This is a genomic window from Streptomyces sp. NPDC056061, assembly GCF_042266885.1.
Classification (GTDB): domain Bacteria; phylum Actinomycetota; class Actinomycetes; order Streptomycetales; family Streptomycetaceae; genus Streptomyces.
In genome coordinates, this window is the sequence record NZ_JBHJWQ010000007.1 from 229,286 (window position 1) to 251,474 (window position 22,189).

At 71.9% G+C, this 22,189-nt stretch carries 17 protein-coding genes; 4 read left to right on the top strand and 13 right to left on the bottom strand.

Annotated elements, in window-relative coordinates:
- Positions 1–36: 36 nt before the first annotated feature.
- From ACFC79_RS14045 to rsmH, 13 genes are all read right to left on the bottom strand, one after another.
- Positions 37–756: a YggS family pyridoxal phosphate-dependent enzyme gene (locus tag ACFC79_RS14045; RefSeq protein WP_376239400.1), complete on the bottom strand. Its 720-nt coding sequence runs from the start codon at positions 754–756 to the stop codon at positions 37–39.
- Positions 757–759: 3 nt separating this feature from the next.
- Positions 760–1,521 carry a peptidoglycan editing factor PgeF gene (gene pgeF, locus ACFC79_RS14050; RefSeq protein ID WP_376239403.1) on the bottom strand — a complete coding sequence of 254 codons (762 nt, stop codon included), beginning with the start codon at positions 1,519–1,521 and terminating at the stop codon, positions 760–762.
- Positions 1,518–2,729 (bottom strand): cell division protein FtsZ, encoded by a 1,212-nt coding sequence (ftsZ, locus tag ACFC79_RS14055; protein ID WP_376239405.1) that lies wholly within the window; start codon positions 2,727–2,729, stop codon positions 1,518–1,520. The genes pgeF and ftsZ overlap by 4 nt, the downstream gene beginning before the upstream one ends.
- 277 nt (positions 2,730–3,006) lie before the next feature.
- Entirely contained in the window at positions 3,007–3,807 is an 801-nt protein-coding gene (locus tag ACFC79_RS14060; RefSeq protein ID WP_376239406.1) for a cell division protein FtsQ/DivIB, read from the bottom strand.
- A 50-nt stretch (positions 3,808–3,857) separates the two neighbouring features.
- The gene (gene murG, locus ACFC79_RS14065; RefSeq protein ID WP_376239409.1) at positions 3,858–4,952 is read right to left on the bottom strand and encodes an undecaprenyldiphospho-muramoylpentapeptide beta-N-acetylglucosaminyltransferase; all 1,095 of its coding nucleotides are present in this window, start codon (positions 4,950–4,952) and stop codon (positions 3,858–3,860) included.
- 6 nt (positions 4,953–4,958) lie between these two features.
- On the bottom strand, positions 4,959–6,407 hold the full coding sequence (gene ftsW, locus ACFC79_RS14070) for a putative lipid II flippase FtsW (protein ID WP_376239411.1): 1,449 nt from the start codon (positions 6,405–6,407) through the stop codon (positions 4,959–4,961).
- Between the two features lie 113 nt (positions 6,408–6,520).
- On the bottom strand, positions 6,521–7,999 hold the full coding sequence (gene murD / locus ACFC79_RS14075) for a UDP-N-acetylmuramoyl-L-alanine--D-glutamate ligase (protein WP_376239414.1): 1,479 nt from the start codon (positions 7,997–7,999) through the stop codon (positions 6,521–6,523).
- Positions 7,996–9,066, bottom strand: a complete 1,071-nt coding sequence (gene mraY / locus ACFC79_RS14080) for a phospho-N-acetylmuramoyl-pentapeptide-transferase (RefSeq protein ID WP_376239416.1) — start codon at positions 9,064–9,066, stop codon at positions 7,996–7,998. The genes murD and mraY overlap by 4 nt, the downstream gene beginning before the upstream one ends.
- Positions 9,063–10,469 (bottom strand): UDP-N-acetylmuramoyl-tripeptide--D-alanyl-D-alanine ligase, encoded by a 1,407-nt coding sequence (gene murF / locus ACFC79_RS14085; RefSeq protein WP_376239418.1) that lies wholly within the window; start codon positions 10,467–10,469, stop codon positions 9,063–9,065. The genes mraY and murF overlap by 4 nt, the downstream gene beginning before the upstream one ends.
- A gap of 4 nt (positions 10,470–10,473) precedes the next feature.
- On the bottom strand, positions 10,474–12,201 hold the full coding sequence (locus tag ACFC79_RS14090; RefSeq protein ID WP_376239420.1) for a UDP-N-acetylmuramoyl-L-alanyl-D-glutamate--2,6-diaminopimelate ligase: 1,728 nt from the start codon (positions 12,199–12,201) through the stop codon (positions 10,474–10,476).
- A gap of 17 nt (positions 12,202–12,218) precedes the next feature.
- A complete protein-coding gene (locus ACFC79_RS14095) occupies positions 12,219–14,201 on the bottom strand; it encodes a penicillin-binding transpeptidase domain-containing protein (RefSeq protein ID WP_376239421.1) in 1,983 nt (660 codons plus the stop codon).
- Positions 14,202–14,205: 4 nt separating this feature from the next.
- The gene (locus ACFC79_RS14100) at positions 14,206–14,778 is read right to left on the bottom strand and encodes a septum formation initiator family protein (RefSeq protein ID WP_376239423.1); all 573 of its coding nucleotides are present in this window, start codon (positions 14,776–14,778) and stop codon (positions 14,206–14,208) included.
- Between the two features lie 49 nt (positions 14,779–14,827).
- On the bottom strand, positions 14,828–15,793 hold the full coding sequence (rsmH, locus tag ACFC79_RS14105) for a 16S rRNA (cytosine(1402)-N(4))-methyltransferase RsmH (RefSeq protein ID WP_376239426.1): 966 nt from the start codon (positions 15,791–15,793) through the stop codon (positions 14,828–14,830).
- A gap of 376 nt (positions 15,794–16,169) precedes the next feature.
- On the opposite strand from rsmH, the gene ACFC79_RS14110 reads away from it, so the two are divergent.
- From ACFC79_RS14110 to ACFC79_RS14125, 4 genes are all read left to right on the top strand, one after another.
- Positions 16,170–16,733, top strand: a complete 564-nt coding sequence (locus tag ACFC79_RS14110; protein ID WP_376239429.1) for a beta-class carbonic anhydrase — start codon at positions 16,170–16,172, stop codon at positions 16,731–16,733.
- 240 nt (positions 16,734–16,973) lie between these two features.
- Positions 16,974–18,017, top strand: coding sequence for an AAA family ATPase (locus ACFC79_RS14115; RefSeq protein WP_376239431.1), 1,044 nt, complete (start codon positions 16,974–16,976; stop codon positions 18,015–18,017).
- Entirely contained in the window at positions 18,017–19,393 is a 1,377-nt protein-coding gene (locus tag ACFC79_RS14120; protein ID WP_376239433.1) for a DUF58 domain-containing protein, read from the top strand. The genes ACFC79_RS14115 and ACFC79_RS14120 overlap by 1 nt, the downstream gene beginning before the upstream one ends.
- Entirely contained in the window at positions 19,390–21,801 is a 2,412-nt protein-coding gene (locus ACFC79_RS14125) for a DUF3488 and DUF4129 domain-containing transglutaminase family protein (RefSeq protein ID WP_376239436.1), read from the top strand. The genes ACFC79_RS14120 and ACFC79_RS14125 overlap by 4 nt, the downstream gene beginning before the upstream one ends.
- Positions 21,802–22,189 lie beyond the last annotated feature (388 nt).

Here is a 22,189-nt window from a genome sequence, read left to right on the forward strand (position 1 = left end):
CATATTTTCTGCTGTGGTCCGACTCGCTTGGCGACGTTACCCGAGCCTCGGTCGGACTCCGAGTACCGCCGTACCGACGCGTACATGTGTCGCTCCGGCCGCCACCGCGTCCTCCAGGTCCGAACTCATCCCCGCGGAGACCATGTTCGCAGCAGGATGGTTCCCGCGCAGGCGGGATGAGAATTCCATCAGCCGATCGAAGGCGGCGCGTTGGCGTCCGGCATACGGTCCGGCGAGCGGCGCCACGGTCATCAGACCGTCGAGCCGCAGCCCGGGTGCGGACTCGACCGCGGCGGCCAACTCCTCGATCCCGTCCGGCCCGACGCCGCCCCGTTCGCCCCGCTCCCCGCTCTCCGCGTCGAGCGCGACCTGGACGAGGCAGCCGAGTTCACGGCCCTCGCGCGCGGCCGCCGCGGACAGGGCGGTAACCAGTCGAATCCGGTCCACGGACTGCACGATATCGGCGTAACTGACCACAGAACGAACCTTATTCGTCTGCAACTGACCAACAAAGTGCCATGTGAGCGGCAAATCTGCACATTCGGCCGCCTTGGGTGCGGCGTCCTGATCGCGGTTCTCCGCGACATGGCGCACACCGAGTTCATGCAGAATCCGCACATCGCTCGCGGGGTAGGTCTTGGTGACCACGATGAGGGTCACGTCCTGCCGCGCACGGCCGGCGGCGTCGCACGCCGCGGCGATGCGCTCCTCCACCCGTGCCAGATTCTCGGCGAGTTGAGCCCTGCGGTCCGTCATGCCCTATCCGTCCAACCAGACATATCCGGCGAGCCGCCCTGTGGTGCGGTCGCGGCGGTACGAGAAGTGATCAACCGATTCGAGGGTGCAGACCGGCGATGCCTGCCGGTCCGTCACCCCGAGGGCGTCGAGCTGGGCGTGGACCCCGGCGGTGACATCCACGGCCGGAGTGCCCCAGCTGGTCTCGGACCAGGAGGCCGGTACGGCCTCGGCCACCTCGGCCCGCATCCCGGACGGGACTTCGTAGCACCGTCCGCAGACGGCCGGCCCGGTGCGGGCGACAATCCGGGATGCCTCGGCTCCGAGTCCGATCATGGCCTCGACCACTGCGGGAACGACTCCGGCGACCAGGCCGGGACGGCCGGCGTGCGCGGCCGCCGCGATCCCCGCCACCGGATCGGCGAGTAGTACCGGGGTGCAGTCGGCGGTGAGCACGGCCAGCGGGAGTCCGGGCCGCGCGGTCACCACGGCGTCGACGGCGGGGATCCGCGAGGCGTCCCCCCAGGGGCCGTCGACGACGGCGACGTCCCGCCCGTGCACCTGGTTCATCCAGACGACGCGCGCCGGGTCCAGACCGAGGGTCCGGGCGGCGCGCTCGCGATTGGCCAGAACGGCGGCGGGGTCGTCGCCGACCGCGCCGCCGAGGTTGAGCTCCTGGTACGGGGCCGCGCTCACCCCGCCCCACCTGTCGGTGAAGGCGAAGTGTGCACGGCCCCCCGAGGTTTCCGAGGTCTCCGTCGGAACCGGGTGGTGCGGGACTATCACTTCAGGAAGTCCGGGACATCCAGCTCTTCGACCTGCGAGTCCTGGTAGGGGCGGGCCGGCGGGATGTGCGGTGCGGTGACCGGCGGCAGGTGCGTCTCGGCGACCGGGGTGGGCTCGACCGGGGCCTTGGGCTCCTCGCGCGGCGGCACGGAGCCCAGCCCGCCGCCCTGGCGCACGGATTCGGCGGACCGGACCGGCGGCACCGTCTCCTCGCGCTTGGCCGAGCTCGCGCCCAGGACGTTCTCGCGGCGGGCCGGCGGCTGTCCGCCGTCGAAGCCTGCCGCGATCACGGTGACCCGCACCTCGTCGCCCAGCGCGTCGTCGATGACCGCGCCGAAGATGATGTTCGCCTCGGGGTGCGCCGCCTCGCTCACCAGCTGGGCGGCCTCGTTGATCTCGAAGAGACCGAGGTCGCTGCCGCCGGAGATGGAGAGCAGGACGCCGCGGGCGCCGTCGATGGACGCCTCCAGGAGCGGCGAGGAGATCGCCATCTCCGCGGCGGCCACCGCGCGGTCGTCGCCTCGCGCCGAACCGATGCCCATGAGCGCCGATCCGGCCTCGGACATGACCGACTTGACGTCGGCGAAGTCGAGGTTGATCAGGCCGGGCGTGGTGATCAGGTCGGTGATGCCCTGGACGCCCGAGAGCAGCACCTGGTCGGCCGACTTGAACGCGTCGAGCACGCTGACCTGGCGGTCCGAGATGGACAGCAGGCGGTCGTTGGGGATGACGATGAGGGTGTCGACCTCTTCGCGGAGTTCGGCGATGCCGTCCTCCGCCTGGTTCGCGCGCCGCCGGCCCTCGAAGGTGAACGGGCGGGTGACCACACCGATCGTCAGGGCGCCCAGCGAACGGGCGATGTTGGCGACGACAGGTGCGCCGCCGGTGCCGGTGCCGCCACCCTCTCCGGCGGTGACGAAGACCATGTCGGCCCCCTTGAGGACCTCCTCGATCTCCTCTCGGTGGTCCTCTGCCGCCTTGCGACCGACGGCCGGGTTGGCCCCGGCGCCGAGGCCGCGGGTGAGTTCGCGGCCGACGTCGAGCTTGACGTCGGCGTCGCTCATCAACAGGGCTTGCGCATCCGTGTTGATCGCGATGAACTCGACGCCCTTGAGACCGACCTCGATCATTCGGTTGATGGCATTGACACCACCGCCGCCGACACCGATGACCTTGATGACTGCGAGGTAGTTCTGCGGTGCTGCCACGTCGAAGGCCTCTCGCCTCGAGTTACGTGTCGTCGCTGCGCGGTGTTCCCGCCGCGACGACGGATGCCGATTGGGGCGGTCCGAATCGCCGACCCAAACCCTAACGTTGAAGTTTAGGGTTAACAGTGTGTCTGCTTCATGGACTCTTCCGAACAGGACACTAAGTCGACAAGTGGCGCGCGTTCAACGAACACGCCGAACCTCCCGTTTTTCTTTTCACCCTATGTGATCACCCGTAGCGATGACCAACCAGGGTCTCGGCCAGGCCGGATACTCGTCAATCACCCGACGCCGCAGGGGCGGTGGGGGCACTCACGTCGAAGTGCCCCGCTTTGGGCGCCGCTTTCATCAGGGCAGTGAGAACTTTCGCCTTCACCGGCCCGTCCTCACCACTGCCCCAGTTCACCGTGCGCCCCCGGGTGAGCTCCAGGGAAATCGAATCGTACGAGGTCACCCGCACGACCTTGGTATCCCTGACGACACGGTCCGGAAGTCCGCCCGCCACCCGGACCGCCTCCCGGACCAGCCGGGCACTGTCGAAGCGGCGCAGGCTCGCCGATTGATTGGGCGTCAGTTCCAGCAGCGGAACATGTCCGGGCGATTTGTCCACCGTTGCGAAACGAACACCCTTGGCGTCCACTTCGATGAACTTCGCACCCTTTTTCATCAGGAGAACCGGTTGCCGCTCGGTCACCTTAAGTCCGATTCCGTGCGGCCATGACCGTACGACATCCACGGAATCGATACGAGGCACCTTCCGGACCAATCGGCCGGCAATGGCATCGGTGTCCACGGAGACGAGCGGGGCGCCGATCGGCACCGCCGCGGCGGCCTCCACCTCGGCCGGGGTCAGCACGTCGACACCGGTCGTCCGGACCTGTTCGACCCGGAGCCAGGAGGAGCCGTAGAGCACCCACACCGCGCCGGAACCGAGCAGCAGCACCATCACCCCGATGAGGATCAACTGCCCGCGGCCGAGCCGTCGGCGCCCCTCGGGTCGCGGCCGGGGGCGCTTCGGACGGGCCGGGGCGTTCTTCTGCTGGGCTGCACCGCGCTGGGCGGTCGTCGGTCCGGCCACGCTCGCTCCTTATGCCGGTTCCGGGGGCACCGCCCCCGGAACCGTCCGCCTCACGCGCCTCGGCGTGCGGCAATCGCCTCGTACACCATGCCGACGAGCAGGTCGTCGGCGTCCCGGCGGCCGAACTCGGCCGCGGCGCGGGACATCTCGTACAGCCGGTGCGGATCCGCGAGCACCGGCAGGACGTTGCCCTGCACCCACTCGGGGGTGAGCGCGGCGTCGTCCACCAGCAGGCCGCCGCCCGCGTTCACCACCGGCTGGGCGTTGAGCCGCTGTTCGCCGTTGCCGATGGGCAGCGGTACGTACGCGGCCGGGAGCCCGACGGCGGAGAGTTCCGCGACGGTCATCGCACCCGCGCGGCAGAGCATCATGTCGGCCGCCGCGTACGCGAGGTCCATCCGGTCCACGTACGGTACCGGGATGTACGGGGGCATCCCCGGCATGTTGTCGACGCGCGGCATTTCGTTCTTCGGGCCGACCACGTGCAGGATCTGGATCCCGGAGCGCTGGAGCAGCGGGGCGACCCGCTGGACCACCTCGTTGAGGTGCCGCGCGCCCTGCGAACCGCCGGAGACCAGCAGTGTCGGCAGGTTGGGGTCCAGGCCGAAGGCGGCACGCGCCTCGGGGCGGACCCTGGCGCGGTCCAGGGTCGCGATGGTGCGGCGCAGCGGGATGCCGATGTAGCGGGCGCCGCGGAGCTTGCTGTCGGGGGTGGAGACGGCGACCCCGTACGCGTACCGCGAGCCGATCTTGTTGGCCAGACCGGGCCGGGCGTTGGCCTCGTGGACGACGATCGGCACACCGGCCCGCTTGGCCGCCAGGTAGCCGGGCAGGGCGACGTAGCCGCCGAAGCCGACCACGCAGTCAGCCTTGGTGCGTTCCAGGACCTGCTCGGCGGCCTTGATGGTGCCGCGCAGCCGGCCCGGGACGGTGATCAGTTCCGGAGTGGGCTTGCGCGGCAGCGGCACGGCAGGGATCAGGGCGAGTTCGTACCCCCGCTCGGGTACGAGCCTGGTCTCGAGTCCGCGCTCCGTGCCGAGGGCAGTGATCCCCACGGTCGGGTCCTGCCTGCGCAGGGCGTCCGCGAGGGCGAGCGCGGGCTCGATGTGGCCGGCGGTCCCCCCACCGGCGAGTACGACATGCACCGAAATTCACCGCTCTCCGGACGGACGCTTCTTGACGCGCCGTCTCATCGTCTTCCATCTCACCCCGGGCCTCCGCATGGCCAGGGCCGCCTTCGCGGCGGGTTCCTGTCGCGCGAACGCGATCAGCAGCCCGAGCGCAAACATGGTCGGCAGCAGGGCCGACCCCCCGTAGGAGAACAGCGGGAGCGGGACACCGGCGATCGGCAGCAGGCCGAGCACCGCACCGATGTTGATCACGGCCTGCGCCATGAACCAGGTGATCACGCCTCCCGCGGCGTACCTCACGAAGGGGTCCTCCGTGCGTCCGGCCACGCGGATACCCGCATAGCCTAGAGCCGCGAAGAGGGCGAGTACCGACAGCGTCCCCGCCAACCCCAGTTCCTCCCCGGTGATGGCGAAGATGAAGTCGGTGTGCGGTTCAGGTAGTTGACCCCATTTTTCCACACTCGCACCGAGACCGGAACCGAACCATCCGCCGGATGCCAGAGCATAGATGCCGTGCACTGCCTGCCAGCAGGCGTCCCCCGGACCGGGCTCGCTGGCGCCGATGCAGGCGAGCCGGGACATCCGGTTCGGACTGGTCTTGATCAGCAGGAAGGCGATCACTGCCGCGAAGCCGAGCACCCCGGCGAAGAGCCGGGTGGGGGCTCCGGCCAGCCAGAGCAGTCCGAACAGGATCGCCGTGAGAATGATCGCAGTGCCCATGTCGCCGCCGAGCATGATCAGCCCGAGGAGCATGAAGGCGACCGGGACGAGCGGCACGAGCATGTGCTTCCACTGCGTGAGCAGGTGCTTGTCCTGTTTGCGGGCGAGCAGGTCCGCGCTCCACAGGACCAGGGCGAGCTTGCCGAACTCGCTGGGCTGGAGCTGGAAGGGGCCGCCCAGGTAGAGCCAGTTGCGGTTGCCGTTGACCGACATCCCTATCCCCGGCACCTGGACCAGCGCCATCAGGAAGACGGTTCCCATGAGCAACGGGTAGGCCAGGGCCCGGTGCAGTTTGGCGGGCATCCGGGCGGCGAGCGCCATCAGACCGCCGCCGACGACGGCGGCGAGGAACTGCTTGCGGAAGAAGTAGCTGCTGGGCTTGTCCAGCTCCAGGGCCTTGATCATCGAGGCGGAGTAGACCATGACGAGGCCGAGCACGGTGATCAGCAGGCCGGCGCCCAGGAGCAGGTAGTACGCGGTCAGCGGCCGGTCCCAGGCCCTCCGCAGCCGCTCGTGGGCCCGCCGTGCGCCGCCGCCGCGGGGCGCGCGCGGGGAACCGGTGGCACGCCCCTTGGGACGGGGTGCCGCAGGCTGCCGGGCACCTGCGGCGGAACGGACCCGCAGGGCCGTCCCGGGCGCCACCGGGGCGCCCGCACCGGCGAGCAGGGGCGGGGCGAATGCCCGGCTGATCGCCGTGACGGCCCGTGGGCGGTCCCCGCGGGGTACGGCTGAGCTCTCGTCGGCCGGCATGGTCGCTGTCCCCTCCACTGTGCGTGCCCGGGGCCGCCGCCGCCGAGGGCCGGGCCCCGGACGGCCGCCCGCGCCCGGTCGTCCGGGACAGTACGGCGCGGAGGCCGGGCCCGTCAGTCGCTCTCGGCTGCGAGCGCGCGCACCGCGTCCGCGAACGCCTCGCCCCGCTTGTTGTAATTGACGAACATGTCCATCGAGGCGCAGGCCGGGGCCAGCAGCACGGTGTCCCCCGGCCGGGCGAGCCGTGCCGCCTCGCGGACCGCCTCGGACATCGCCCCAGTGTCGGTCCGGTCGAGGTCCACCACCGGGACCTCGGGGGCGTGTCGCGCGAGGGCTTCGCGGATCAGCGCCCGGTCCCGGCCCATGAGCACGACGCCCCGCAGCCGTCCGGCGGCGCCGGCGACCAGTTCACCGAAGGAGGCGCCCTTGGCGAGGCCGCCGGCGATCCAGACGATCGGGTCGTAGGCGGCGAGGGACGCCTCGGTGGCGTGGGTGTTGGTGGCCTTGGAGTCGTCGACGTAGGCGACCCCGTCCACGTCCGCGACGTGCTCGATGCGGTGCGGGTCGGGCCGGAAGGCCCGCAGGCCGTCCCGCACCGCCGCGGGCTCGACGCCGAAGGCGCGGGCCAGGGCCGCCGCCGCCAGCGCGTTGGCGATGTTGTGCGGGGCCGGCGGGTCGATGTCGCTGACCTCGGCGAGCTCCTGGGCCTGCTTCTGCCGGTTCTCCACGAAGGCGCGGTCGACGAGGATGCCGTCGACGACGCCGAGCTGCGAGGGGCCCGGCGTGCCCAGGGTGAAGCCGATGGCCCGGCAGCCCTCCTCGACGTCGGCCTCGCGGACCAGGTCCTCGGTGGCCTTCTCGGCCGCGTTGTAGACGCAGGCGACCCGGTTGCCCTCGTAGATCCGGCCCTTGTCCGCGGCGTACGCCTCCATGGAGCCGTGCCAGTCGAGGTGGTCCGGGGCCAGGTTGAGGACGACCGCTGAGTGGGCGCGCAGCGACGGCGCCCAGTGCAGCTGGTAGCTGGAGAGTTCGACGGCGAGCACGTCGTACTCCTCGTCGCCGAGGACGGCGTCCAGGAGGGACACGCCGATGTTCCCGACGGCCGCGGTGCGCAGCCCGGCCGCCTCCAGGATCGAGGCGAGCATCCGCACGGTCGTGGTCTTGCCGTTGGTGCCGGTGACCGCGAGCCAGGGTGCGGGCCGCCTGCCGTCCAGGCCGCGCAGCCGCCAGGCGAGTTCGACGTCGCCCCAGACCGGGACGCCCGCCTCGGCCGCTGCGGCGAACAGCGGCTTGTCGGGCTTCCAGCCAGGGGCGGTGACGATGAGCTCGGTGGACTCGGGCAGGGTCGCGCCGTCGCCGAGGCGCACGGTGATTCCGCCCGCCCGTCGCCCACCGCCGCCCTCGGCCGAGGCGCTGCGCGCCGCTGCCCAGGACTCCAGCTCGGCGGCCTGCGCGCGGGAACGTTCGTCGTCCCCGTCGTTGACCACCGTGACGACGGCCCCGAGGCCGTACAGCGCCCGCGCCACCGGGATTCCGGAGACGCCCAGCCCGGCGACGACGACGCGTGTGCCCTGCCAGTCCACTGTGCTCACTTCCCGGCTGCCCATCCTGCGTAGAAGAGACCGAGGCCGACGATCACGCACATGCCCTGGATGATCCAGAAGCGGACCACCACAAGGACTTCGGACCACCCCTTGAGTTCGAAGTGGTGCTGGAGCGGTGCCATCCGGAAGACCCGCTTGCCGGTCATCTTGAAGGAGCCGACCTGGATGACCACGGAGAGGGTGATCATCACGAAGAGTCCGCCGAGGATCGCCAGCAGGAACTCGGTGCGGGAGCAGATCGCCAGGCCGGACAGGGCGCCGCCGAGGGCCAGCGAGCCGGTGTCCCCCATGAAGATCTTGGCGGGCGAGGTGTTCCACCACAGGAAGCCGAAGCAGGCGCCCATCAACGCGGAGGCGACGACGGCGAGGTCGAGCGGATCTCGCACCTGGAAACAGGCGTTGGGGTTGGTCAGGGTCTCCGCGTTGACGCAGGACTCCTGGAACTGCCACAGGCCGATGAAGGTGTACGCGCCGAAGACCATCACCGACGCGCCGGTGGCCAGACCGTCCAGGCCGTCCGTCAGGTTCACGCCGTTGGACATGGCGAGGATCATGAACAGCGCCCAGACGACGAAGAGCACCGGGCCGATCGACCAGCCGAAGTCCGTGACGAACGACAGCTTGTCGGAGGCCGGGGTGTTGCCGCGGGAGTCGGCGAACTGGAGCGAGAGCACCGCGAAGGCGACGCCGACGATCAGCTGCCCCGCCATCTTCGCCTTGGCCCGCAGGCCCAGCGAACGCTGCTTGACGATCTTGATGTAGTCGTCGAGGAAGCCGACGAGCCCCATGCCGGCCATCAGGAAGAGCACCAGCAGGCCGGAGAACGTCGTCGGCTCGCCGGTGATCACCTTCGCGAGGAAGTACGCGATGATCGTCGCCAGGATGAAGGCGATCCCACCCATGGTGGGTGTGCCCTTCTTGGACCCGTGGGTACGCGGGCCGTCGTCCCGGATGAACTGCCCGTATCCCTTGCGGGCCAGCAGTTTGATCAGCAGCGGGGTTCCGACCAGGGTCAGGAAGAGCCCGATGGCCCCCGCGAACAGGATCTGCCTCATCGGCCGGCGACCTCGCCCTCGGACGCGTTCCCCAGCAGTGCCATGGCGACCTGCTCCAGGCCGACCGACCGGGACGCCTTCACCAGCACGACGTCTCCCGGGCGCAGTTCACTGCGCAGCAGGTCGACCGCAGCCTGTGCGTCGGACACATGCACCGACTCCTCACCCCACGAACCCTCGTTGTATGCGCCCAGTTGCAGCCACGAGGCCTCTCGGCCCCCGACCGCGACGAGCTTGCTGACGTTGAGCCGGACGGCGAGCCGTCCGACCGCGTCGTGCTCGGCGAGCGAGGCGTCGCCCAGCTCGGCCATCGGGCCGAGCACCGCCCACGTGCGACGGCCCTTCCCCATGGCGACCAGCGCACGCAGCGCCGCTCTCATGGATTCGGGGTTCGCGTTGTAGGCGTCATTGACGAACGTCACGCCGTCCGGTCGCTCGGTGACCTCCATGCGCCAACGGGAGAGGGAGCCCGCCTCGGAGAGCCCTTCGGCGATCTCGTCTGCGGACAGGCCCAGCTCATGGGCGACGGCGGCCGCGGCGAGCGCGTTCGACACGTGGTGCTCACCGTACAGGCGCATGGTCACATCACTGCACCCGGTGGGTGTGTGGAGCGCGAAAGCGGGCCTGCCGTCCTCGGTGAGACGTACGTTCTCGCCCCGTACGTCCGCTTCCGGTGCCTCGCCGAAGAGGACCACCCGGGCCTTCGTCCGGGAGTCCATGGCGCGTACCAGCGGGTCGTCGGCGTTGAGCACCGCCACGCCGTCCTCCGGCAGCGACTCGACCATCTCGCCCTTGGCCCGGGCGATCTGCTCCCGGCCGCCGAACTCGCCGATGTGGGCGGTGCCGACGTTGAGGACGAGGCCGACCCGGGGCGGGACGAGGCCGGTGAGGTAGCGGATGTCGCCGATGTACCGGGCACCCATTTCGAGGACGAGGTGCCGGGTGTCCTCGGTGGCGCGCAGCGCGGTGAGCGGCAGTCCGATCTCGTTGTTGAGGTTGCCCGCCGGGTAGACGGTGGGCCCCTTGCGTTCCAGGAGCTGGGCGATGAGGTCCTTGGTGGACGTCTTGCCCGCGGAGCCGGTGAGGGCGACGACGGTGGTGCCGAGGCGGCCGACGACGGCGCGGGCGAGCGCGCCGAGGGCGGCCACGACGTCGTCCACGACGATCGCCGGAACACCGACGGGGCGGGCGGCCAGCACGGCTGCCGCGCCCGCCTCGACGGCGCGCTGCGCGTAGTCGTGGCCGTCGACCCGCTCGCCGGCGAAGGCCGCGAACAGACTGCCTTGCTCCACCTTCCGGGAGTCGATGACGACGGGCCCGCTGACGACTGCTGCCGGATCGGGTATGTCGTGCGACTGCCCGCCGACGATTTCGGCGATCTCGGCGAGGGAAAGGGCGATCACTTGGTCATCCCTGACTGTTGTTCTCGTGGGTGTGGGCGCGGTCGGCGGCGTTCTCGGTGCCGCGGTGTCCCAGGGAGCGCTCGATGGCCGCGCGCAGGACCACGCGGTCGTCGAAGGGGCGTACCACGCCATGGATGTCCTGGCCCTGCTCGTGGCCCTTGCCGGCGACGAGCACGGTGTCACCGGGCTCGGCACGGGCGACCGCGGCGGCGACGGCGGCGGCCCGGTCGGCGTCGACCAGGACGTCGCCCCGCTCGTGGACGGGCACCTCGGCGGCGCCCGCGAGCATGGCGGCGAGGATTCCGAGGGGGTCCTCGGAACGGGGGTTGTCCGAGGTCAGCACGGCGGTGTCGGCGAGCCGGGCGGCGGCGGCGCCCATCGGGCCGCGCTTGGTGGTGTCGCGGTCGCCGCCGCAGCCCAGGACGATGTGCAGCCTGCCCCGGGTGACCTTGCGCAGCGAGCGCAGGACGGACTCGACGGCGTCGGTCTTGTGCGCGTAGTCGACGACGGCGAGGTAGTCCTGTCCGGCGTCTACGCGCTCCAGTCGGCCGGGGACGCCCGGGACGGCGGCGATGCCGTCGGCCGCGGTCTGCGGGTCGAGCCCGGCGACGGCGAGCGTGACGATCGCGGCGAGCGTGTTGGCGACGTTGAACGGGCCGGGCAGCGGGGCCCTGGCGGCGATCCGCTCGTCCTCGGGGCCGACGGCGGTGAAGGTGGAGCCCAGGGGCCCGACCTCGACGTCCTCGGCGCGCCAGTCGGCGTCCGGGTGTCCCTCGGCGGAGAAGGTGACGACCGGCACGGACGCCTCGGCGATCAGCCTGCGGCCGTACGCGTCGTCGAAGTTGACGACGCCCCGCCGGCTGCGCCGGGGGGTGAAGAGCTGTGCCTTGGCCTGGAAGTAGTCCTCCATCCCGGAGTGGAACTCCATGTGCTCCGGGCTGAGGTTGTTGAAGACGGCGACATCGAAGACGCAGCCGTCGACCCGGCCGAGCACCAGCGCGTGGCTGGAGACCTCCATGGTCACCGCGTCGACACCGCGTTCGCGCATCACGGCGAACAGGGCCTGGAGGTCGGTGGCCTCGGGCGTGGTGCGCTCGGACTTGATGCGCTCGTCGCCGATCCGCGTCTCCACCGTGCCGATCAGGCCGGTGGCGCGCCCGGCGCCGCGGAAGCCGCCCTCGACGAGGTAGGCGGTGGTGGTCTTGCCGGAGGTTCCGGTGATGCCGATCTGCAGGAGATCGGCGCCGGGCCGTCCGTAGATCTCGGCGGCGAGTTCGCCCATCCGGCCGCGCGGGTCCTCGGTGACCAGGACCGGCAGTCCGGTGGCGGCTGCCCGCTCGGCGCCGGCCGGGTCGGTGAGGACCGCCGCCGCGCCGAGCCCGGCCGCCTGGGCGGCGAAGTCGGCGCCGTGGAAGCGGGCGCCCGGCAGGGCCGCGTAGACGTCCCCGGGGCGGACCGCGCGGGAGTCGTGGGTGATGCCGGTGACGTCGCCGGTTCCCGGCGGTTCGGCTCCCAGCCGGGCCGCCAGCTCGCCGAGGGGCGTCGGGCCGAGCCGATCCGGGCGGGGCGCTCCCGGGTAGTTCACAGGCGCGTCCTTCTGGGTGGTTTGGAACTGATCAGCGTGGGGCACGGCGGTGAGCGTACCGGGCTCACCGGGCCTCTCGCGAAGTGAGGGCCCGGCGTTCCGGTGGTTCTCGTTCCGGTTCCCGGGATCGGGGGTGATGGTTGTCACTGGTCGGTTCCCCGTGTTCACTCGCCGGGATCGAAGGAGACCGGCAGCCGGGCCGGCGGGCTGCCGGACGGCGGGGTCTGGAGGGTCTTCAGCGCGAACTCCATGACCTGCTTGTAGATCGGCCCGCAGATCTGGCCGCCGAAATAGCTGCCCCGGGTGGGGTTCTGGATCGCGCAGTAGACGGTGATCTGCGGGTCGTCGGCCGGTGCGAAGCCCGCGAAGGAGGCGGTGTAGCCGTGGTAGCCGCCGCGCACCGGGTCGACCCGGTTGGCCGTACCCGTCTTGCCCGCCACCCGGTAGCCGGGGATCTTGGCCTTGGTCCCGGTGCCCTCCTCGTCGCCGACCACCGATTCCAGCATGGCGGCGAGCGTCTTGGCGGTCTTCTCGCTGACCACCCGGGCCTTCTCGGGCGCGGGCGCGGGTTCGTAGTGCCCGTCGGGGCCCTTGGTGCCGCGCACCAGTGTGGGCGTGATGCGGACGCCGCCGTTGGCGATCGTCGAGTAGATCGAGGCGGCCTGCATGGCGTTGAGCGAGAGGCCCTGGCCGAACGGGATCGTGTACTGCTGCGAGGTCGACCAGTCCCCGGGCTTGGCGAGAATGCCGGGGGTCTCGCCCGGGTAGCCGAGGCCGGTCGGCGAGCCGATGCCGAATTTACGCAGGTAGGAGTAGAGGACCTTATTGGCCTCGGGCTGGGTCTTGCCCAGTTCGCCGGTGGCCAGAATGGTGCCGATGTTGCTCGACTTGGCGAGTACGCCGTTGAGCGTCAGGTGCCATTCGGGGTGGTCGATGTCGTCCTTGAAGAGCCGGTCGCCGCGGTGCAGCCGGTTGGGGACGGTGACGTGGGTGCCGGGGGTGGCGGCCCCCTCCTCCAGCACGGCGGCCATGGACATGACCTTGCTGGTGGAGCCGGGCTCGTACACGTCCTGGAGTGCGGCGTTGCCCAGCGACGCCGGATCGGCCTTCGAGAGGTCGTTGGGGTCGAAGCCGGGCGCGTTGGCCATGGCCAGGACCTCGCCGGTCCTGGTGTTCTGCACGATGACGTAGCCGCGGTCCGCCTTGGACTTCTTCACCTGGGCGGCGATGGCCTGCTGGGCGGCCCACTGGATGTCGCGGTCGATGGTCAGCTCGATGTCGGAACCGGGGACGGCCGGAACCTCCTTGGTGTCCGCGGTGGGCACCCGTCGACCGCCGGACTGGGCGTACTTGATCGTGCCGTCCTCGCCCGCGAGCTCCTTGTCCAGCTGCGATTCGAGTCCGCCGGCGCCCTTGCCCTCGGCGTTGACGTAGCCGAGTATCCCGGCGGCGAGTCCGCCGTTGGGGTAGACCCGCTTGGTGGTCGCCTCCTGGAAGATCCCCGCCAGCACGTTGGCCCCGGGGCCGCCGGCCGCCCTGTCCTTCGCGGCCTTCTCCGCGAAGACGGACTTGAGGTCCCTGATCTGGTTCCAGACCTGCGGGGTCTGTCGGCGGGCCAGGACGGCGTAGCGGCCCTTTCCGGACAACTTCTTGGTCAGTTCGGCGGCATCGGTGCCGAGGATCGGGGCGAGCAGTGCCGCCGCCTGCTGGGGTGCGTCGGGCGCCTTGCTGAAGTCGGGCGTGAACATGAACGGGTCGGCGGTGATGTCGTACGCGTCGACGCTGGTGGCCAGCGCGACGCCGCTGCGGTCGGTGATCTGGCCGCGCTCGGCCGAGACGGTGTAGCTGAGGTAGCGGTTCACCTTGGCCTTGGCCGCGTACGCGTTGGCGTCGACGGCCTGGACCTGGAGCAGCCGGACGACGAACACCAGCATGACGAGCGTCAGGGTGAGGCTGACGAGGCGGAGGCGCGGGCGCGGACTGCCGAGCCGCAGCGGGCGCGCGGAACGGTTGCGGGGCGCCCGGGGGCGCGGAGCCGGGGACGAGGGGCGGCGGGCGGCGGGCCGGGGGCGCCCCTGGCCTCCGGCGGCGCCGCGTGGGCGCGCGGGGCCGGGGACTCGGCGGCGCGGTGGTTCCTTGGGCGGCACTGCGTCACCTGCCAGGGCTCGTCGGGGACTGGTCTGCCGGAGCATGCGCCCCGGCGGGCGGATTCGCGGAGGCGCCGGGCTTCGCGGAGGCGGGCGGCGGGCCCGCCGGTGCCGACGGCGAGGCCGGACCGGCGGTGGGGGCCGGGGTTCCGGCGGAGGGCGTGTTCGCGGGGGCGGCGGGCGCCCTCGGCGGCGCGGGGGTCGGCTCGGCGCTCGCCTCGTCGGGCACGCCGCGCACCTTCCCGTCCGGGCCGAGGAAGGCCGGGCTGCCACCGGGCACCATGCCCAGTTCGCGGGCCCGTCGCTCCAGCGCGTCCGGCTTCGAGAAGCCGTCGACGTCGTGCTGGAGCGCCTGCTGCTCGTCGGTGAGCTCGGTGGTCCGCTTCTTCAGCTCACTGAGCCGGAACGATCCTTCGCTCAGCGCCGAGTTGAGCAGCAGCAGCGTGATGAGGCCGCCGCCGAGGAGCAGGACGACCAGCAGGACGAAGGGGGTGCGGGCCGCGGTGCTGGGCCCGGACGGCATCAGCCGGGTGAGTCGCGCGGCCCGGCCCTTCAGTTGCCGGGCCTGCCTGCTCACCGCGCCGCCCCGATCGGCGACGGTGTCCGCACCCCCGGGCGCCGGGCGCTCATCGCTCGTCCTCGCGGATCCGCTGGGCGCCGCGCAGCCGGGCGGGAGCGGCACGCCGGTTCTCCGCGACCTCTTCCTCGGTGGGCAGCTCCGCACCACGGGTCAGCAGCTTCAGCCGGGGCTGATAGCGCTCGGGCACGACCGGCAGACCGGGCGGTGCCGTGGTGGCGGCGCCCGCCGCGAAGACCTGCTTGACCAGCCGGTCCTCCAGCGAGTGGTACGAGAGGACGGCGATCCGGCCGCCGACCGCGAGGCTCCGCACCGCGGCCGGAATGGCACGTTCGAGGACGGAGAGCTCTCCGTTGACCTCGATGCGCAGCGCCTGGAAGGTGCGCTTGGCCGGGTTGCCCCCGGTGCGCTTGGCGGCCTGCGGCAGCGCGTCACGGATCAGTTCGACGAGCCGGGCGCTGTTGCTGAACGGCTCCTTCTCGCGCTCGCGGACGATCGCCGAGACGATCCGCTTCGCCTGCTTCTCCTCGCCGTAGGCGCGCAGGATCCTGACCAGTTCGCCCGGCGGGTAGGTGTTGAGTACCTCGGCGGCGCCGATGCCGGTCGTCTGGTCCATGCGCATGTCGAGCGGGGCGTCCTGGGCGTACGCGAATCCGCGGTCGGCCTCGTCCAGTTGCATGGAGGAGACACCGAGGTCGAACAGGACGCCCTGGACCCGGGGCACGCCGAGCCGGTCGAGCACCTCGGGAAGTTCGTCGTAGACCGCGTGCACCAGGGTGGCCCGGTCGCCGTACGGGGCGAGCCGCTCGCCGGAGAGCCGCAGCGCCTCCTTGTCCCGGTCCAGGGCGATCAGCCGCACGGAGGGGAAGGCGGCGAGCAGCGCCTCGCTGTGTCCGCCGAGGCCGAGGGTGCAGTCGACGACCACGGGTTGCGGCGGCCCCGGCGCCTCCAGAGCCGGGGCCAACAGGTCCAGGCACCGCTGGAGCATCACCGGGACGTGTCGGGTCTGGCTCATGCGCCCTCTCAGGCTCAGCGCCCGTGCGGCGGACGTACGGCCTGGTCCCCGCCCGCTCAGAAGGGGAGGTCGGCCGGCACCGGGGAAGGGGCGTCGGCCGACCGGCGAGCGGGAGAGGGCCGGACCGTACGTACCCGGCGCACGGGGGAAATCTACGGAATGTGCAGGGTGTCGTAACTTCCCGTCACTTTAGTCCACCCTGCCACTCGATCGATTCCCGATCAATCAGCCGGACAGCGCGTCGCCTCGCCCCGGGCTCACCCGGTCGAGCGAACCGCGACAAGACTTGTGGGTTACCTCACAACAAGCGTCATTGACGTTCTTTGTTCCCTTCCACAACACGACGCGGCGGACCCCGGGAGATACCGTCATAGCCATGTCGACTTCCGCGCACTCTCCCGCCGGGCCCGTGACCCCCGCCGCCGACCAGGCCGGCACCGGAGCCACGGTCACCGACCGCCTCGTCGCAGCGAACGTCCGTTACGCCGCCGGTTTCGAGGACCCCGGCATGGACGCCAAGCCGGTGCTGCGCGTCGCCGTGGTGGCCTGCATGGACGCCCGGCTCGACCTGCACGACGCGCTCGGACTGTCGCTGGGTGACTGTCACACCATCCGCAACGCGGGCGGCGTGGTCACCGACGACGTCATCCGTTCGCTGACGATCAGCCAGCGGGCTCTCGGCACCCGCAGCGTCATACTGATCCACCACACGAACTGCGGCCTGGAATCGATCACCGAGGAATTCCGCCAGGAGCTGGAGGTGGAGGTCGGCCAGCGTCCGGTCTGGGCCGTCGAGGCGTACAAGGACGCCGCCCAGGACGTGCGGCAGTCGATGCAGCGCGTGCGCACCTCCCCGTTCCTGCTGCACACGGACGACGTCCGCGGTTTCGTCTTCGACGTGACCACGGGGCTGCTGCGCGAGATCCTGCCCGCCGCCTGATCGCCCCAACGCCCTCCCGAAGTCCGATAACCTGCCGAACCCGACATACCGCCCCCACTTGTCCACAGGCGAGTGACACGAAGCGGTAACGGCAACAAGAATGCGCGTGTGGCCTCCCGCCGGACGTGTCCGGCGAGTTGCCCACGTTTCGGGGTGGGCCGGGTCGCTGCGCGCATCGGCCCGTGAATGCGGTGATCCCCTTGCTCCTGGTGAGCGCGGGACAGGGCCGAGGAGGGCCGGGTGACGACCTATGACGACCGAGCGAGCCTCACAGATCTGACCACGACGGCGGAGCGGGTGCGCAGGTCGGTGGAGAGCGTGATCGAGGGCAAGCCCGAGGTCGTGCGGCTTTCGCTGACCGTGCTGCTGGCGGAGGGGCACCTCCTCATCGAGGACGTCCCGGGGGTCGGCAAGACGATGCTGGCCAAGGCGCTGGCACGGTCCGTCGACTGCTCGGTGCGGCGCATCCAGTTCACGCCGGACCTGCTGCCCTCCGACATCACCGGTGTCTCGATCTTCGACCAGCAGCGGCGCGACTTCGAGTTCAAGCCGGGCGCGATCTTCGCCCAGATCGTGATCGGCGACGAGATCAACCGCGCCTCGCCGAAGACGCAGTCGGCGCTGCTGGAGTCGATGGAGGAGCGCCAGGTCACCGTCGACGGGCACACCTACGAGCTGCCCGACCCGTTCATGGTGGTGGCCACGCAGAACCCGGTGGAGATGGAGGGCACCTATCCGCTGCCCGAGGCCCAGCGCGACCGGTTCATGGCGCGGGTGTCGATCGGCTACCCGAGCGCGGAGGCCGAACTGCAGATGCTCGACGTGCACGGCGGGATCTCGCCGCTCGACGATCTGGAGCCGGTCGCGCACGCCCACGAGATCGTGAAACTGATCGACACGGTGCGCACGGTCCACGTGGCCGAGCCCGTGCGCCGGTACGCGGTGGAGCTCGTCGGGGCCACCCGCAGCCATCCCGACCTCAGGCTCGGCGCCTCACCGCGGGCGACCCTGCACCTGTTGCGCGCGGCCCGGGCGTCGGCGGCGCTGAGCGGCCGGGACTACTGCCTGCCGGACGACGTGCAGGCCCTCGCGGTCGCGGTGCTCGCGCACCGGCTGTTGCCGACGGCGCAGGCCCAGCTGAACCGTCGCACCGCCGAGCAGGTCGTGCTGGAGATCCTCCGGCAGACCCCGGTTCCCGCGGCCGACGGCGGCACCCGGATGCCCCGGAGCCGACCGGCCGCGGCGGCGTACGACCGGCAGCGGTCCGGCATGCGGCGGGTGTGATGGCCTCCGGGGAACGTACCCCGACGGACGACGGCGACGGGGGCGGCCTGCGGGCCGCGCTGAGCGGGCTGACCACGCGCGGGCGTTCCTTCCTCGCGGCCGGCATCGCCGCAGGCGTCTGCGCGTACGTGCTGGGCCAGGCGGATCTGCTCCGGGTCGGGCTGCTGCTCGCCGCGCTGCCGCTGGTCTGCGCGGTGGCGCTGGTCCGTGCGCGCCACCGGGTCGCGGGCACGCGGTGGCTCTCGCCGTCCCGGGTTCCGGCGGGGACGGAGGCACGCGTGCATCTGCGGGTCGAGAACGTGTCGCGGCCGCCGACCGGGCTGCTGATGCTCCAGGACAAGGTGCCGTACGTGCTCGGGCCGAGACCGCGGTTCGTACTGGACCGGGTGGAGGCGGGCGGCCGTCGCGAGGTGTCCTACCGGGTGCGCTCGGATCTGCGCGGGCGTTATCCGCTGGGTCCGTTGCAGCTGCGGCTGAGCGATCCGTTCGGCATGTGCGAGCTGATCCGCTCCTTCGGCGCGTACGACACGCTCGTGGTCGTTCCGCGGACCGAGCCGCTGTCACCGGTGCGGCTGTCGGGCGAGGCCCCGGGGTACGGCGAGGGGCAGCAGCGATCGACCGCGCTGGCCGGGGACGACGACGTGATTCCGCGCGGCTACCGGCACGGCGACGACCTGCGACGGGTCCACTGGCGCTCGACCGCACGCCACGGCGAGCTGATGGTGCGCCGCGAGGAACAGCCGCAGCGGCCCCGATGCACGGTGCTGCTGGACACCCGCCGGGCCGCCTACCAGGGGGCCGGCCCGGACTCCGCGTTCGAGTGGGCGGTGTCGGGAGCGGCGTCCGCCCTGGTGCACATGCTGGAGCGGGGCTTCGCGGTCCGGCTGCTGACGGACGACGGGAACGCCGTTCCGGGTGAGGCCGCGGGCGGCTTCGCCGGATCGACGCAGGAGTCCGCCGACTCCTCGGGCCTGATGATGGACGCCCTGGCGGTGATCGACCACTCCGACGGGGACGGTCTGTCGCGGGCGTACGACGTGCTGCGCGGCGACGACGGGCTGCTGATCGCGTTCTTCGGCGATCTGGACGAGGAACAGGCGGCGTTGGCCGCCCGGATGCGGCGGCGCGGCAGGGGCGCCGTCGCGTTCGTGCTGGACGGCACGGCCTGGGGGCCGCCGGACGATGTGCCGCCCGCGGGTGCGCGGGAGGCGTTCGAGCGACGCCTGCGGCTGCTGCGCGCATCGGGGTGGACGGCGGTGGCGGTGGAACCCGGATCCGGCCTCGCCCCCTACTGGCGGCAGGCGGGACGGGGCGCGGCGGTGGACGGGCCCGCCGCGGTCGGCGGGACGACGGGGTTCTCCGGGGGACGGTCATGAGCGGTCGTGGTCGGCTGACACTGTGCGCCTGCGCCGCGACACTGCTGGCGGCGTGCTCGATGCTGCCGCTGGTCGAGCCGGCGGTGTGGATCCTGTCGGCCGCGATTCTGCTGACGGTGCAGAGCGGGGCGACGGCGCTGGTCCGCCGCGCACCCGTGCCCCGGGCGCTGGTCGTCGCCGCGCAGGCGCTGGTCATGCTGCTCCTGCTGACCCTGGTCTTCGCCAGGCACCAGGCGGTGGCCGGGATCCTGCCGGGCCCGGAGGCGGTGCAGCGGCTCGCGCACCTGCTGGTGTCGGGGGCCGAGGACGTCGGGAGGTACGCCACTCCGGCACCCGCGACGGACGGCATCCGGCTGATACTGATCGGTGGTGTGCTGCTGGTCGGCCTGATCGTGGACACGCTCGCCGTGACCTTCCGCAGCGCGGCACCGGCCGGTCTGCCGCTCCTCGCGTTGTTCTCGGTCGCGGCGGGGCTGTCCGAGGGCGGAGCGGACTGGCTCTGGTTCCTGCTCGCGGCCGGTGGCTATCTGCTGCTCCTGCTGGCGGAGGGCCGGGACCGGCTCTCCCGGTGGGGGCGGGTCTTCAGCGGTGCCACGGGCGGACAGCGGGGCGGCGCGGTGCTCTCCGGCGGCCGTCCGACGGCACCGGGGCGCTCCGGGCGGCGGATCGGCGCGCTGGTGCTGGGCATCTCGCTGGCCGTACCGGCGGCGCTGCCGGCGCTCGGCGGCGGTCTGCTGGCGGGTACGGGCAGTGGCGGTGGCAGGGGGAACGGCGGCACCATCTCCGCGGTGAACCCCCTGGTGTCGCTCCAGGACAACCTGAACCAGCCGGAGAACCGGCAGGTGCTGTCCTATCGCACCGACTCCCGCGATACGCAGGGCTTCTACCTGCGGATCCTCGCCCTGGACCAGTTCGACGGAAACGAGTGGCGGCCCGCCACCCGTCGCCTCCAGGACGTGCCGAAACGACTCCCGGTCCCGGAAGGCCTCGGTCCGGACGTCCTGGCCACCGAGGTCAGGACGAACATCTCCGCGTCCGACTCCTACCGGCAGACCTACCTGCCGCTCCCGTACCCCGCGACCGAGGTGGAGGTCGACGGGTCCTGGCGGTACGAGCCGACCGGGCGCACCCTCGTCGGCGACGACGGGGAGACGACCCGGGGCGCGCAGTACCGGGTCGCCAGCCTGGTGCTCCAGCCGACCGCCGGTCAGCTCGCGGCGGCGGGAACCCCGCCGCCCTCGCTGCTGCGCGAGTACACCCGGGTTCCGCACTCCCTGCCGAAGGTGGTCGCCGAAACGGCGGCGCAGGTGACGGAGGGAGCCGGGAACGCCTACGAGCAGGCGGTGAAGCTCCAGGACTTCTTCGCCGTCGACGGCGGTTTCACCTACAACACCTCGGTCAACTCGGGCACCGGGAGCGCGGCGATCGGCCGGTTCCTCCAGGACAGGCAGGGCTTCTGCGTCCACTTCTCGTTCACGATGGCCGCGATGGCCCGGACGCTGGGCATCCCGGCACGGGTCGCGGTCGGCTTCACCCCGGGGACCGGGCAGCCGGACGGTTCGGTGTCGGTGGGGCTGCGGGACGCACACGCGTGGCCGGAGCTGTACTTCGAGGGCGTCGGGTGGACGCGCTTCGAGCCGACGCCGACACGCGGCTCCGTGCCGTCCTACGCCCGGCCGGACACCCCCCAGGACGGTACCTCCGAGGTCACCGTGCCCGAGCAGGTGCCCCCGACCGTGCCGAGCGCCGCGCCCTCCGCCGCGGACGACTGCCCGGTCCAGATGCGCAAGCAGGGCGAGTGCGGTGCCTCGGCGGCCCCGGCGGTGTCGGCCCCGACGGATTCCAAGACGTCCGCGGGTGCCGTCCTGGGGCTCGTCGTGATCGCCCTGGTGGTCCTCGCACTGCCGCTGCTGCCCGCGTTCTGGCGGCTGCGGCAGCGCAGTCGGCGTCTGCGCGTCGCGGCCGGGCGCACGTCGGCGGACGTGGCGGCGAGGACGTTGGCGGCCTGGCAGGAGGTCACCGACACCGCCTGGGATCACGGGATCGAACCGGACGACTCGCTGACGCCGCGCGGGACGGCCGAGCGAGTGGTGCGGCACGGACGGCTCGGCCCCGATGCGGCCGAGGCGGTGCACTGCTTGGCGGGGGCGGTGGAGCAGGTGCTCTACGCTCCGGAGCCCCGCCCGGGTTCCGGGCTCGCCGAGGACGTCGAAACGGTACGGGCGGGCTTGCGGGCATCAGCCGGTCGGGGTGCCCGGATCCGCGCGGCCCTGGCACCGCGCTCGGCCGTTCGGGTGATCTGGACGATGTCGGATCGCTGGTCGGCGTCGACCGGTGTATGGGCGGCCCGGTGGGGCCGGATTCGTCGGGCGGGTCGGCTGCGCCGGCCGTCCCGCGGGCGGGGATGACGGGCTGGAACCTCTTCCGGTGCCGCGGCGGAGTGCCGTGGCGGTCGCGGCACCGGGGCGGCGGGCGGGTCCGGTCGACCCGCACCGCCCGAGCCCTCGGCAGCGACAGCGGCAGCGGCAGCGTGACGGCAACGGCCCGAGCAGTACCGGCGCCGGGCCGCCGTCGCCGTCATCCGGCCGTCACGGGTACGGGAAACGGCGGCTTCCCCTCGCCCGCCCCCTCTTCGCGCCCTTCGGCGGATCGATGGGGCCCCACAACTGCCCGGACATATGTGAACAGGGGCGGGGGCGCCGGCGTAGGCGCCCCCCCCCGGGTCAACCAGACCCGGGGGCACGACCCCGCCCCGCGGCGCGCCCCCGCCCCCCACGCAGAGGTCCCGGCGACAAC

What these genes read in the sequence shown, in the direction of transcription:
- ACFC79_RS14045 (WP_376239400.1), bottom strand. Translation starts at nt 756, where the DNA reads ATGACGGACCGCAGGGCTCAACTCGCCGAGAATCTGGCACGGGTGGAG.
- ftsW (WP_376239411.1), bottom strand. Translation starts at nt 6,407, where the DNA reads ATGCCGGCCGACGAGAGCTCAGCCGTACCCCGCGGGGACCGCCCACGG.
- mraY (WP_376239416.1), bottom strand. Translation starts at nt 9,066, where the DNA reads ATGAGGCAGATCCTGTTCGCGGGGGCCATCGGGCTCTTCCTGACCCTG.
- rsmH (WP_376239426.1), bottom strand. Translation starts at nt 15,793, where the DNA reads ATGAGCCAGACCCGACACGTCCCGGTGATGCTCCAGCGGTGCCTGGAC.
- ACFC79_RS14110 (WP_376239429.1), top strand. Translation starts at nt 16,170, where the DNA reads ATGTCGACTTCCGCGCACTCTCCCGCCGGGCCCGTGACCCCCGCCGCC.
- ACFC79_RS14120 (WP_376239433.1), top strand. Translation starts at nt 18,017, where the DNA reads ATGGCCTCCGGGGAACGTACCCCGACGGACGACGGCGACGGGGGCGGC.
- ACFC79_RS14125 (WP_376239436.1), top strand. Translation starts at nt 19,390, where the DNA reads ATGAGCGGTCGTGGTCGGCTGACACTGTGCGCCTGCGCCGCGACACTG.